The 13,281-nt window shown below is 38.6% G+C and carries 10 protein-coding genes; 7 read left to right on the forward strand and 3 right to left on the reverse strand.

What is annotated here, in order from left to right; translation table 11 throughout:
• Positions 1-71 precede the first annotated feature (71 nt).
• The 4 genes from purB to EHQ52_RS19655 all read left to right on the forward strand — a co-directional run bounded on the left by purB (position 72) and on the right by EHQ52_RS19655 (position 4,129).
• Positions 72-1,373, forward strand: coding sequence for an adenylosuccinate lyase (purB, locus tag EHQ52_RS19640; RefSeq protein ID WP_100710541.1), 1,302 nt, complete (start codon positions 72-74; stop codon positions 1,371-1,373).
• Complete coding sequence (locus EHQ52_RS19645) at positions 1,373-2,137, forward strand: Rossmann-fold NAD(P)-binding domain-containing protein (RefSeq protein ID WP_135617056.1); 765 nt, start codon at positions 1,373-1,375, stop codon at positions 2,135-2,137. Before purB ends, EHQ52_RS19645 begins: the two co-directional genes overlap by 1 nt.
• On the forward strand, positions 2,134-3,237 hold the full coding sequence (locus EHQ52_RS19650; RefSeq protein WP_135617132.1) for an AraC family transcriptional regulator: 1,104 nt from the start codon (positions 2,134-2,136) through the stop codon (positions 3,235-3,237). The genes EHQ52_RS19645 and EHQ52_RS19650 overlap by 4 nt, the downstream gene beginning before the upstream one ends.
• Before the next feature lie 70 nt (positions 3,238-3,307).
• Positions 3,308-4,129 (forward strand): sterol desaturase family protein, encoded by an 822-nt coding sequence (locus EHQ52_RS19655; RefSeq protein ID WP_135617057.1) that lies wholly within the window; start codon positions 3,308-3,310, stop codon positions 4,127-4,129.
• On the opposite strand, the gene EHQ52_RS19660 is transcribed toward EHQ52_RS19655, so the two are convergent.
• From EHQ52_RS19660 to EHQ52_RS19670, 3 genes are read right to left on the reverse strand one after another with little or no spacing between them, the layout of a single operon-like run.
• Positions 4,101-6,116 (reverse strand): PAS domain S-box protein, encoded by a 2,016-nt coding sequence (locus tag EHQ52_RS19660; RefSeq protein WP_135617058.1) that lies wholly within the window; start codon positions 6,114-6,116, stop codon positions 4,101-4,103. The genes EHQ52_RS19655 and EHQ52_RS19660 overlap by 29 nt on opposite strands.
• Positions 6,117-6,161: 45 nt before the next feature.
• Positions 6,162-8,096 (reverse strand): hypothetical protein, encoded by a 1,935-nt coding sequence (locus EHQ52_RS19665; RefSeq protein WP_135617059.1) that lies wholly within the window; start codon positions 8,094-8,096, stop codon positions 6,162-6,164.
• Positions 8,093-9,070, reverse strand: a complete 978-nt coding sequence (locus tag EHQ52_RS19670; protein WP_135617060.1) for a glycosyltransferase family 2 protein — start codon at positions 9,068-9,070, stop codon at positions 8,093-8,095. Before EHQ52_RS19670 ends, EHQ52_RS19665 begins: the two co-directional genes overlap by 4 nt.
• A 197-nt stretch (positions 9,071-9,267) precedes the next feature.
• On the opposite strand from EHQ52_RS19670, the gene EHQ52_RS19675 reads away from it, so the two are divergent.
• The 3 genes from EHQ52_RS19675 to EHQ52_RS19685 are packed head-to-tail and all read left to right on the forward strand — an operon-like array spanning position 9,268 to position 13,279.
• Entirely contained in the window at positions 9,268-9,609 is a 342-nt protein-coding gene (locus tag EHQ52_RS19675; RefSeq protein WP_086446267.1) for an STAS domain-containing protein, read from the forward strand.
• A gap of 14 nt (positions 9,610-9,623) precedes the next feature.
• Positions 9,624-12,650, forward strand: coding sequence for an LIC_11026 family protein (locus tag EHQ52_RS19680; protein WP_135617061.1), 3,027 nt, complete (start codon positions 9,624-9,626; stop codon positions 12,648-12,650).
• 5 nt (positions 12,651-12,655) lie between these two features.
• The gene (locus EHQ52_RS19685; protein ID WP_135617062.1) at positions 12,656-13,279 is read left to right on the forward strand and encodes a DUF1318 domain-containing protein; all 624 of its coding nucleotides are present in this window, start codon (positions 12,656-12,658) and stop codon (positions 13,277-13,279) included.
• Positions 13,280-13,281: the final 2 nt, after the last annotated feature.

The raw sequence follows: 13,281 nt of genomic DNA on the forward strand, positions 1-13,281 counted from the left end.
CCAAAAACCGTTTACGGATGGGCCCCCGATAAAAATCCTATCAATGGGGGTATTTCCCCAAGGAAACTGGAATGATTGATCGGTATTCGAATCCTGAGATTTCTAAAATTTGGGAATTGGAGAACAAATTCGATATTTGGAAAGAAATCGAAATATTAGCAACCGAAGCCCGGATGAAAAAAGGAGAGGTCCCTAAAGAAGACTTCGAAGAGATCCGTTCCAAAGCAAGATTCAATGTGGATGAAATTTTGGAGATTGAATCCAAGGTTCATCATGACGTTATCGCATTCTTAACTAATATGAATTCTTATATCGGACCTGCAGGTCGCCATGTTCACTATGGCCTCACTTCTTCCGATATTGGCGACACTGCACTTTGTGTACAAATGGTCCAAGCAATGGACTTGATCCTTAAAAAAACTGATCAGTTGATCGAAGCGATCAAAGAGAAGGCGATCCAATATAGGGACCTTCCTTGTATCGGTAGATCTCATGGGATCCATGCTGAACCAATGACTCTTGGTTTAAAGTTCGCATTATTCTATGAAGAAATGAAAAGGAACAGGGTGCGTATGGCCCTGGCAAAAGAGGAAGTTGCCGTAGGAAAATTATCTGGTGCAGTAGGAACTTATTCCAATATAGAACCTGATATCGAAGAATACGTTTGCGAAAAATTAGGGCTTAAGCCTGATCCAATTGCGACACAAGTGGTTTCTAGAGATAGACATGCTGCTTATATGTCCGCGTTAGGCGTTACTGCTGCAAGTTTGGATCGTTTTGCAACCGAAGTTCGTCTTCTTCAAAAAACAGAAGGGAGAGAAATAGAAGAACCTTTTTCTCCAGGGCAGAAAGGATCTTCTGCAATGCCTCATAAGAGAAATCCTGTGATTTGTGAAAGGATCTCCGGTATTTCGAGAGTGATCCGTTCCAATGTTTCTACTGCTCTTCAGAATGTTGGCTTATGGCATGAACGAGATATTTCTCATTCTTCTGCAGAAAGGATTGTAGTTCCAGATTCTACAATCGCATTAGAGTATATCTTAGATAAAATGTTATTCGTAGTGAAAAATTTGCATGTGTATCCTGATGCGATCGAAAGAACTTTGGGGACCACAAGAGGTTTAATCTTCTCTCAAAAGGTTCTTCTTCACTTGATCGAGAAAGGCGGGATTACAAGAGAAGATGCTTATGCAATCGTGCAAGGTCATGCGATGGCAGTTTGGGCCGATATTTCTCAAAATCTGAAGACTAGACTTGCTGAAGATCCTAAAGTTCAAAAGGTCCTAAAACCAGGAGATCTAGATTCTATCTTCCAAATTTCTCCTTACTTAGATAAAGTTGGGCTGATCTATAAAAGACTCGGTCTGGAGTAATGCCTAAGTATGCAGTTTTCGGGCTGGGATATACCGGCCTAAGGATCCTAAATACTTTACAAAAAGAGAATACTGTTATCGGAGTTTCTCGAGCTACGCAAGTAGAAGGGTCTATTCTTTTGGATCTTTCGGATATGAAAGCCTTGGAAAAATTCCGAAAAGAAAACGAAGGTTCAATGTTTGACGCGAGCCTTATCACCTTCCCCGCTCAAAAACTAGAGAATAGAGAACAGGTTTTTGATACTATATTCTCTAATTCCAAATCTGTGTGGATGTTTGGATCTACTAGTATCTACAAGAGGATTACATCCGATATCACTGAAAAAACTCTTTTAGATCCTCGGCATGATCGTTACGAAACAGAGTTACGATTTTTGGAGAAGGGTGGTAAGATCCTGAGGCTTTCTGGGATCTATGGCCCTGATAGGAATCCAGCAAACTGGGCAAGAAAGGGTTCAGTTAAAAAAACAAAACGACAATTGAATCTGATTCATGGGGACGATATTGCAGAAGCGGTACGTTTGCTTCTATCTTACTCCGGAAATGATCTGCCTTCTGAGCTAATTTTATCTGACGGGCAATGGCATACATGGTTAGAGATCTTCCGATTCTTAGAGGATCATGGCAAGATCCAGGTTCTTCCCGAAGAAAAGATGGATAGAGAGGATAGTTTTATAGACAGCAGCTTGATCCGGAAATTTCTTCCTGGTTTACAAACAAAGGACTTTTGGGGAGAATTGGAAAAACTGGAAGAACTCATTTGATCTCACAGATCACGGACATATTACATTTATTCTGTCTTTCGAATCTAATCTTTATCATAGGCCTCTTAGGATGGAGGTATCTCTACGATTTTAGGATACGTATCGCTGGAGGTTTTTCTTTCGGGATCATATGTTATATCCTTCTTTCCTTGGATCCTGATCTAAAGATCCCTTATTCTATCCGCGTATTTTTATTTGCAGGTCTGATCAGTTTACCTTTTTTCTTTTGGATGATAAGTCTTGCGATCTTCGAGGATCATTTCGAGATCAAATATTGGTATTGGCTTTTACTTCTAAGTAAGGTTGGAGTTTCCGCTTGGTCAGTTTATCCTGTATTGGACCTGATCAATATGAGAGGGCCTATCGTTTCGGAAACTGTTCTCGCTCATATAATTATTCCTACTCTTCTATCCTTGGGCTTTGTTGTGGCCGCTATCATCCGGATCTATTCAGGGCGAAAGGATGACTTGATCGAAACAAGAAGAAGGTTACGTGAAGTCCATATCCTGATGACCGGAAGTGTAATCACTTTTAATATGTTCTCCCACTTGATCTTGAGAGGTAAGATCTTATCTGAAATTTTAGATTTAGCAAATGTGGTCTTTGCTTGGGGACTTATACTTGCATTTATGTATTTGGTCTTCGAGTTGAAAGAAGGTCTTGTGGACCCAAGACCGGAAGAGTCAGGAGACAAAGAAGAAAAAGCAGTATATGCGGACCCAGCCTTAAAGAAAAAATTAGTCTCTGCATTTGAAGAAACGAAACTTTATAGAAAAGAAGGTCTGACAATCGGGCAGCTTGCAGAAGATTTAGAAGTGCAGGAATATAAACTCAGAAGGTTGATCAATCAGGCAATGGGTTTTAGAAATTTTCCAGACTTCTTAAATCGTTATCGGATCCAAGAAGCTTGTGAAATTCTTTTAGACTCCGGAAAAGACGAGATCCCTATTATCAGAGTAGCTATGGATTTAGGTTACCAATCTCTTGGGCCTTTCAATCGCGCATTTAAAGAACTTACCGGAGTCACTCCAACAGAATTCCGCCGCAACCGTGGCAGGGACGGGTCCTTAAAAAGTACCGCCGATTTTGAAATCAGCTAGAGATTTTTAAAATTCAGATAGGCTAATCCTCGTCTTATCGTGTAAACTGTGCCTACACGGAGAGAATGGGATGAACGAGATAGTGGATCAAATGGGCTATACAGCTTATTATTTTCTTACCTTAGGGATATTATGGTTTCGCTATATTTTAATGGCAGGGATCGCTTATGTTTTTATTTGGCTGATCTTTAAAGACAAACTCAAACACAAGATTATCCAAAAAAGACTTCCAGAAAAAGATAAAATTTCTTACGAACTTAAATATTCAGCGATCACTCTTTTGATCTTTGCCGCTTCCGGAATTTTGGTTGTCTTAATGAAGAAGGCTGGCTGGACTTTTATCTACGATAAGGTAGAAGACTACGGTGTTCCTTATCTTCTATTCAGTATTATTGCTTTAATATTCCTGCATGATACTTATTTTTATTGGACTCATAGAATGATGCATCATCCTCTTCTTTTCAAAAGAATGCATTTGGTACATCATAAATCCACGAACCCATCTCCTTGGGCGGCGTTTTCTTTTCATCCATACGAAGCTGTTGTAGAAGCAGGAATTGTGCCATTAGTGATCTTATTCTTACCTGTGCATACAACTGCACTTGTCGTCTTTTTCTTTTATAGTAATTTTTTGAATGTGCTGGGGCATCTTTCCTTTGAGCTTTTTCCTAAAGGATTTATTGAGAATAGAATATTAAGACTTCATAATTCTACCACTCATCATAATATGCACCATAAATATTTTAACTGCAACTACAGTTTGTATTTTAATATTTGGGATAGAATTATGGGAACAAATCATGAAAATTACTTCGATACTTTTAGAGAAGTAACTCATCGAGAGCCCGAGGTAGTGGGGGATCCTAATAAGAAGCTGGGAATCGTATCCTAGTAACTGTCCCTTGCTCGGAAGAAAGATCCAACACAGAACCTTTTAACTGCTTAGTCAAAAGATCTACAAGTTCCAGACCCATTGAATCTTCTGATTTAGGATCAGAAGATTTGCCTTTTCCGTTATCAGTCACATCCAAATGGATCCAATTTCCATCCTTGTAAAAAGAGATCTTGATGATCTTCTCCTCTGAATGTTTTTTAATAGAGAATGCATGTTTCAGAACATTAGTGACTAACTCATTCAGGATCAAACCGATAGGGATTGCAGAATTCTGTTTGATCGGAAGAGATTCACAATTCAAGAAAATCTGGATCTCTTCTTTTCTATGTCCAAATGATTTAAGAAGGCTATCCACGAGCCTGCTTACAAACTCTGGAAAAAACTCGTCACTGATCCTATGTTTTCCATATAAGGATTCATGAACATAGGCCATTGATAGGATCCTATTTTGGGATTCTGTCAGAACCTGGGTTGGATTACTTGCGTCTACCTGTTCCAATTGGATGGAAAGTAGACTAGACAATACCTGCAGATAATTTTTAACTCTATGATGAACTTCTTTAAGTAAGAGATCCTTTTCTTGGAGAGAATTCGCCATAATTTCTTCTGCAATTTTTATTTGAGTGAAATCGGTGATAAAACCTTCTAAGGCAATCAATTCTCCGTTCTCACTTTTTACTGCGGAACCTTGTTCTAATGCCCAGCGCATTTCTCCGCTTCTCCGATGGATACGATAGAGTAGTCGATATGGAATATTTTTACTAACTGCAGAAGTAACTTCATTAAAGACTCTTTCTGCATCTTCCGGATGAATGATCTCCCCGAAAGCGATTGTACGATTAGAAACGAAATCAGAAGGAGAATAACCAGTAAGCTCGAAACAACCTTCGCTGATAAATTCCATTGTCCATTCAGGATCGTACGCACAACGATAGGCGATACCCGGAAGGTTACGGATCAAAGTGGAAAGTTGCCTTTCACTTTCTTTTAAAGCGGTTTCCGTTTTTTTATAATAAGTAATATCAGTGCACATCGCAAGTGCGCCCTCATAATTACCTTGGGGATCGAAGATCGGATTCGTAGACATTAAAAGCCAGACAGATTCACCGTCTGGACGTTTAAAAAAGAAATCGTGGACTTCTGCTTGCCCTTGTTTTCTTTCTTCCAATCTTTTGTTTACTAGATCGATATTATCTACTGCTATAAAATCGAATAAACTTTTACCTATCAGTTCTCTTTCGCTCATTCCTAAAAATTCAGCCATTGTAGAATTTACGAATCTAGTTTTAGCTTCTTTGTCGATGAGCCATATCCCTTCTAAGGTAGTATCTACTATCTTTTTGTAATTTTCTTCCGTTTTGGAGAGTGCCGCTTTTGTTTCTTCAAAGAATACGAGTAGTATTACTATTGCAGAAGAGAATCTAAATAAACCCGCGAGAAAAAAACCAATAAAACCAAATTCAGGATGGAATCGTACAAAAGGATAATTGAGTACATGGATTCCCCAAATTATAAAGATCCAACCTGCGATAATTTTTCCTAAGCTTGGGATCAGGTTTTTAGTTCTAAGAAAAATGATCCCTGTATAAATTTGAGATCCACCTATTAAAATATAGATAGGCCAGATCATATACGGATCTCTTGTCTTTTCTATATCTAAATACAATGCCCAAAGTCCAGCCGACCCAAATAAAATCTGAAATGGTCTGGAGAATGATTTATTTAAAAAATAAAAACATCCTAAGAATTGGAAAAGTGCCCTAATGAAATCAATGGAGAAAGCAGGAAAATATCTGTAAGAGTCAGCTCCTCCTACTAACAGAATATTTCCTAGATAACCTAAAAGATGGAATACCCAGCAGATGGACCAGGCAAGCAGAGCCTTCTGTCCTTCTTTCTTATACAAATACAGGTAAATAAAGATTAGAAAGAAGGCCGAAGGCGTAGCCGCGATGATGGTGGGTAATAACCAAGGATGATTCACGATGCCTTCAGCCGATTACCGAAAACAGGTTTCGGTTAAGTCCGATTATTTTTTAATAAGACGAAATTCTTTGAAACAATAATCTCCAGTTGGGTGTTTAATTTCTTTAATCTGTTCTAAGGTAATTCCGAAACCTTCTGCCCTGGAAAGAACCTTAGGAGGCAGTTCGCAGGTAGGTCCTATATACACAGCTTTGTCAAACTCGTCCCAGGATTTCCATTTGTATTTGCTATCATTCCGATATTTACCTTTTTCGACCGTTTTTTGTCGGAACAAAAGATCGAATTCGGAGGCTAGAATTCTTCCTGGCAATTGGAAGTTCTCTTCATCATGAAATGTATTGAATGCGACGTATTTCCCCTGTGGATCTATCTCTTTTGCGAACTCTCTTGCAGGTTCGAATACCGCAGTTTCGAATCCTTTTAAACAGAATTGATTTTTGGAAAGATAGGTTTGGCTAAATAGTCCACCGTCTCTCACAAATAAGCTCGAAGACCAAATTAAGAAGAATAGGAAAATTCCGTAGAATAAAACCTTTCTACTTTTTTCAGAAATTTGAACTAATCGGAAAGACCATAAACTCAGGATCGTAAGTAATGCAGGCAATGGATAGAAAACATGTCTTAATTGTTTGTTTCCTGTGCTTGCATCTATAACTATATATTGTAAGAATACGATCACGGTAATCGCGAATAGCGGATCTTTTAAAAATTTAGGCCAGCTAATATTCTGCAACTTAACAAGTAGAGAATCTATTCTTCCTTCTCCCTTTATTTCGGCAGAAGAAGTTTTATCTTTTCTATTTAAGTATAGCCAATATCCTATAGCGCCCAAAGAAAATAAGAAGAAGATCCTAAAAATCCAAGGCTCATTGAATACATGGCTCGCAGGAAATTTATCTTCAGGAGATTCGAATAAACTTAAGATAAAACTGCGAACAAATTTGTTCACGATCATCTGAGCGTTTACTAAACTCATTACTCTATCCAGGTTTGTGAATAACCAGATAAAACAAGGAAGGATCGCATACAGATAAAGTATTTTGATAGAAGGAGGAGAAATTTTCCCCAAGTCCTTTCTGTTCCTATATAAGAAATAATTGAAATCTAAGAAAAGAAGAACTGTAAGAAAATATAATACTTTTTTAAAGGATCTTTGGTCGAGGTTCCAATCTGTGACTACTCTCAATACTGGAAGCGAAAGCACGAGTAAAACTACTAAGATCAAGAATAAAAGTCTGATCCCTTTGTAATGGACCTTTACGGAGAATCGAATAAATCCGATCCATTCTGGAAATCTGGATATTAACTCGAACAAAAAGATAGAGATAAAAAGTAAAAGTCCATAAGGATACTTAGTAAAAAATAGAAGTATCAAAACTGCAGAAACCAAAGCGGCTACCTTGGAACCTGCAGGCAGACTTTCGCCTGGTTTTAGGTCCTTTACAGAATCATAAAGTTTGTATAATCCCCAATACACCCAAAGAAGAATAAACATTCCTTGGGTTTCTAACATAGAAGAAAGACTATAAGCAGGAGTTTCAGAAGTATGAAGGCTTAAAGCTAATACAAAAATAGAAACTAAACTTCCGAAAAGAAAAGACCCTGAAATTCTGGAAACTATATAGATGATAGAAGGAAAACAAAGAGCATAGAATGCCAAACCTAAAAAGGAGTCCTTCCAAGTGATCGGCCATTCTCCAGGGCTTGCTAAAAGTAAAAGTGAGAATATTGGACGAAGAGGCGGCCATGTCGCTGCTTCCAAGAAAGGAAGTGTAGCTCTCCAGATTTTGCCGTCTCTATAATCTTGGAACTGATCATATACTGCGTTTAGGCGTATATTTTCATCCCAGGTTAAAAGATCCGTAATAGGGCAAATTTCTAAGAATGCCTGCCAATTCTTAGAGATCATAACTCCAGTGGCAAATAGAGCAACTAACCCAAATAAAATTCCTAAAACTCTATCCCAAGTGCGGTTCATTTTTTAGTTTTTGGTCTCGAAGAGTAGATCTTTTCGATCACATACAGAGGACGATTCTTGGATTGATCATGAACTCTGCTTAGGTACTCGCCTATCATACCTAACGCAATGAGTTGTATTCCACCTAATACCAATGCTACGATCATGACCGAGGTCCAGCCTTGGATTGTATTATCAGTAAAAAGTTTTAAGTATAGAATATAGATAGTGTACAATGCTCCAAAAAACGCAGAAGTAAATCCTAAATAAGAGGAAAATTTAAGCGGCGCAGAGGAGAAGGAGGTAATTCCATCCAAAGCAAACTTGAGCATCTTGCTGACAGAAAATTTGGTCTCTCCGTCAAAACGTTCGTCTCTATCATATTCCAAACCAGTTTGTCTGAAACCGATCCAAGCGATCAATCCACGGATATAACGATGTTGCTCTTTCATGGAGACTAGAACATTAGTCACCCTTCTGCTCATGATCCTGAAATCTCCCGTATCAATTGGGATCTCGAATCTGGTCAGTTTTTTTAGTATCCTATAGAATACGTGAGCGGTGATCAGTTTGAAAAAAGATTCACCTTCTCTTTTCTTTCTTCTGGCATAGACTACATCATAACCTTCTGACATTTTTGCGTAAAGGTCTGCAACAAATTCTGGAGGGTCTTGAAGATCTCCATCCATGACTGCAACTGTTTCGCCTCTCGCAGTATCGATTCCTGCAGTGATCGCCAATTGGTGTCCGTAATTTCTGGATAAGTTCAGAAGAAAAAAACCTGGCTCTGATTCGCAGAATTTTTTTAATACATCGAAGGTTCCATCTCTCGAGCCATCGTTTACAAAAAGAATTTCTGTATCTTCTTTTCCGAAGCGATGTTTTTCTTTCAAGATAGTAAGAAGACCCCGAAGTCTTTTCACAAGTTCGGGGATGGTTTTTTCCTCGTTATAAACGGGAATGACTAGGGATAAAAGAGGGGGCTTTGCGGGCATTGCTGACCTTGGTACGATGTTTGTATTCGGTCAAAATGTCGACAATATTTCCTGTAATTTCTGTCAGAGTCAAAACCAGTTGCTCTTTGATTTTTGGGAGCTTTCGAGGGATTCGACAGGGCAATTCTGCAAAAAAGGGCTTTACAAGGAGGCCGGAATGCAGATCTTATATAAGCACAAAAATCCAAGAAAGGGTTATGAAAATCAAAGTCACCACTAAAAACGACGTTCACATCGTCAAGATCGAAGGCCCGATCAAAGCAGGCAATGAATTCGAACTTGGTCAAAAAATCGAGGAGTATATCTCGAAAGGTGACGTCCCTAAGTTTATCATCGACCTGAAAAAAGTTCCTTTCATCAACTCAGCCGGTTTGGGGATGTTTCTTAATATCTACAAACATATCGACGGTCTGAAAGGTCGCATGGTATTCACCAATTTGAATAATGATATCGAAAATCTAATGGAGATTACAAAGTTAGCCAGCATTTTCGAGATCTACAAAACGCTGGAAGAGGCTATCGAATCCTTCGAGTACTAACCTAAACGTTTCGGGTGGCTTCCGAGTTATTACAGTATTTGAAAAAGAAAAAGCTCCGCCTTGGGATCATTGCGGGGATTTTTCTCTTCTATCATCTCCTTTTCAACTCAATCACAGGACAGATCTTAGTCGATAAATTTAGCTCTTCCGTTTTCGCGGGAAAGTTCGAGGCGAATGTCAGAAGTTTTTCTCCATTCTATGGGATCAGATTCACTGACGTAAAATTATATCCCACAACCGACTGGGGTCAGAAGCCTGTAGTGACCGCTAAAGAACTGGGGATCTCCTACAATCTTCCTCTCATCATCTTCGGAAGATTGAAAATTTCCAAAATTTCCATCCATGGATTAGAGTTGGACCTCCTACAAAGAGGAAACCTTTGGAATATCTCTTCTGCTTTTCCTCCTGGCAAAAAAGAAGATATCCCTGTTGAAAAAACGGAACCTCTTACTGAGATCCGTACCTACATTCCAGTAAGCGCTTTCTTAGAACTGGACCTAAAAGACATTAATGTACATGTGAATTCTGAAAATGGATCCAAGTCTTACTCAGCAGGGCTTGAGGGATTAGAACTCGGATTTCTTTTAGATACGAATCGATTCACTCGGATCCCATTCGATCTGAAAGTTTTAGATTTGATCGACGAATTCCAAGTGAAGTTGAATCCAGAAAATCAGATCAAACTTAGATTCCAAGATTCTTCTGGGGGACTCGACCATCCATTTAGATGTACATTGGTTTGGGAAAGGGCAGAAGGTTCCAAGTCTGGTTTTCATTCCAAGCTTGACCTTGGTTCAGAAAAAATTCCTATACGAATTGCAAACAGAGTCAGCGCGCCTTTTGGTTTTTCACTAAAATATGATATAGATGTTTCTCCAGAGAAAAAGGAACTCCTGCTTAGAAATTTAGAATGGAAAGTGGGAGAAGATACCTGGCTAGAAGGAAGTGGAAAAATTTCAGACTTCGCGGCAGATTCTGGAAATATAAATCTGGCCATCCAAAAATCCAGGATACGACTCGCACCTTTATCAGATTTTTTGCATAGCCTTGGATTCGACTCCTTCTCAATGAGTGGAGAAGCAAGCCTTGCTCCAATTTTAGCGGAGGGTGGTTGGAACAATTTAAGGGTTCTCGGAGAAGTTCGCGGAAACTCACTGGATTTCAGAATAGGGAAGAAGAGACATTCAATTCCAGTATTCAATTTGGATTGGGATGTGCGAATCGATCCACAAAGTGAAAAAGATCCAGGACCAAAAATCCCTCTGCCATGGATGAGATCTTTTTCATTCAAAAATCTAAAAGTAATCTATAACGAAATTCTGTTAGAAGGGAATCTAAATTATTCTCAGGCAGAAGGACCCAATCTAAATCTAAAAGTGGATAATTTTGGACTTGGAGATTATCTAACAGGATATTCTGGAAAGTTCTCTGCAGAACTTTCTGCTTTTGGAAAAGATTTTTCAGAATTAGATTCTGCCTTAAAATTAAGAGCCAGAGGTTTTAGATTTCCATTAGGCAGAGGAAACTCAGGAAATATAAATCTGGAAGGTGGCTTAAAAGCTATATTCCATTTTCCTAAAAAAGCCTGGGGCCTTGAGGAAATATTAGTATCCAATCTGAATTTACAAGCCTTCTCCCCTGAAGGAAATTCCGCGGTAAAATTGAATTCAGGCGGAAGGATAGGACTTGGAGAACCATTCGTATTAGATCTAAAAAAAGCGGGATTGGATCTGGACTTAGAATATCTTGTCCCTCTTCTTCCTTTATCACTTCGAGAAACATTGATCCCTGTCCGAAACCAAGTAGGTAAAAAGATAGGACTGGATGGGGACTTTTACTATTCACTTGGCAATCATGGGCAAAATATCCAAGGAAGTCTTGGAGTTGATCTTCCTGGAATGAACTTGAGAGATGGGAAACTTTCCTTAGATCTGAAAATGATCGGAAGCCCAAGCTCTAAGATCAAAATTGATAAACTTGAATTAACTGCATTCTCTAAAAAACTATATTTAGGAGTAGGCGGAGAATTAACCAAGGCATCAAAGAATGGGCCTCCTCCTTCAATGGGAGAATTTATCCCAGGCTTAAAAGGAGAATTAAAACTTTTATCTCCTAAAGAAAGCGGATTGATCAAAGGTTTATTTTTTCAAGGAGAAGCTGGGATCAAATTTAACTGGTATGGAAGTCTTGTTCAAGGAAATTTAATATCTAAAAATTCTAATGTACTTGTGCAGGGTGGTGTTTGCCCTGGATACGATTGCAAATTGTATAGAATAGATGGATGGAATGCTGATGTTCCATTTGCGCATGACCTTTCCGTCAAAGAGACCAAAAATCTGATCGAAGGAAACAAAAGAAAATTCGTGATGAATTACGGCAGAACACCTGCTCCTAATTTTACGATCCGACAGATTATTGGGAACCATCCTTCTTTAAAAGGAACACCTTTCGAATACAGCAGGCCTAAGGCGGATTCTCCTGGGCTTTCTGCCAACCTGGAATACTCAGAAAATTATTTACGAATGGATTATCTCAAAGTATATACTCTGGACGGGGAGATTTGGGGTAAGGATATGATCGTTAACGTTGGCTCGGGAGATCCTGAAAAAATGGAATATTCAGTTTCTTTGAGAGTTAAGGATATAGATCTAAAACAATTGCTTCCTGCTAAAACTCAGGCCAAGATAGACGATGGAAAAGTAAAAGCAGACTTGAATTTTTGGGGAAGAAATCTGGGAGACCCAGTCCCGAATTTAAATTTGTTTTTTAGCATCTATCAGATCGGGAATGATTTTGGAAAAAGTGCGATCAATATTTTTGCTCCTTCTAATATACTCACTGATTTTATTTACGGAAGTTATGCAGTGGATAAGATAGAATTGGAATTGTCCAAAGGTTTAGTATACGCAGTGATCCTATTCAAACGTTCTATTTTAGGAACTATTATCCAGCTGGAAAATAACCAGGTATCCCAACAGAGAATGCCTTTGGCAAACTTTCTGAAACGTGCCCAAAACGAGATCGAAACTTTCAATCAGTAGAACTTATGAAGAATATTCTAAAATTTTATATTATTCTTTTTGCAACCTTTCCTTTGTTCGTGTATTGCCCGATCAAGGCTCCACCGATCACGTTTACTCAGACCCAAACTGCTGCAGAAAAACAAATGTTGGGAGAGGACCGAAATTTGGAGAAAGATGGATGGCTTATCGCTTCTATCAAAACTTCTTCTTCCGGTTCTGAGATCTGGGAAAGAGATCTAATAAAAGAAGAATTTGGAAATACTTCTGATAATCAATTTTATATGGCTCTTCGAATTCTTGCTTATTTGGCAAGAGAGCTAAGAGAATACAGAAGTTTTGGAATTTTGGCAGAAGGTCTGGACGGAAAAATAAGATGGAATCCTAAGATCAAAGAAGCAGGAGCGGAGAAGGTCTCCCAAGATCCAAAACAAAAATCTCGTATTGATGATCTAGTCAAACTTACGAATGAAAATAGAGAAATTGTAATTAAGGAAAAACTAAAGAAGGCATTCTCAGATCCAAACCGTACTATTACAGAAAAAGAAAAAGTGTCTATTAAGGAAAGTATCCAAACTACTTGGCTTCGTTCTGTGGATATAGGAGAATATTACGAGGTCTCTGCTGGGAATTGGAAGAAGAAGGAATAGCT

Origin of the sequence: Leptospira koniambonensis, assembly GCF_004769555.1 — a bacterium.
GTDB lineage: Bacteria > Spirochaetota > Leptospiria > Leptospirales > Leptospiraceae > Leptospira_B > Leptospira_B koniambonensis.

Bases quoted from the DNA above. Each gene is read 5' to 3' on its own strand.
- EHQ52_RS19665 (WP_135617059.1), bottom strand. From the start codon at position 8,096: ATGAACCGCACTTGGGATAGAGTTTTAGGAATTTTATTTGGGTTAGTT.
- purB (WP_100710541.1), top strand. From the start codon at position 72: ATGATTGATCGGTATTCGAATCCTGAGATTTCTAAAATTTGGGAATTG.
- EHQ52_RS19675 (WP_086446267.1), top strand. From the start codon at position 9,268: ATGAAAATCAAAGTCACCACTAAAAACGACGTTCACATCGTCAAGATC.
- EHQ52_RS19655 (WP_135617057.1), top strand. From the start codon at position 3,308: ATGAACGAGATAGTGGATCAAATGGGCTATACAGCTTATTATTTTCTT.
- EHQ52_RS19670 (WP_135617060.1), bottom strand. From the start codon at position 9,070: ATGCCCGCAAAGCCCCCTCTTTTATCCCTAGTCATTCCCGTTTATAAC.
- EHQ52_RS19645 (WP_135617056.1), top strand. From the start codon at position 1,373: ATGCCTAAGTATGCAGTTTTCGGGCTGGGATATACCGGCCTAAGGATC.
- EHQ52_RS19685 (WP_135617062.1), top strand. From the start codon at position 12,656: ATGAAGAATATTCTAAAATTTTATATTATTCTTTTTGCAACCTTTCCT.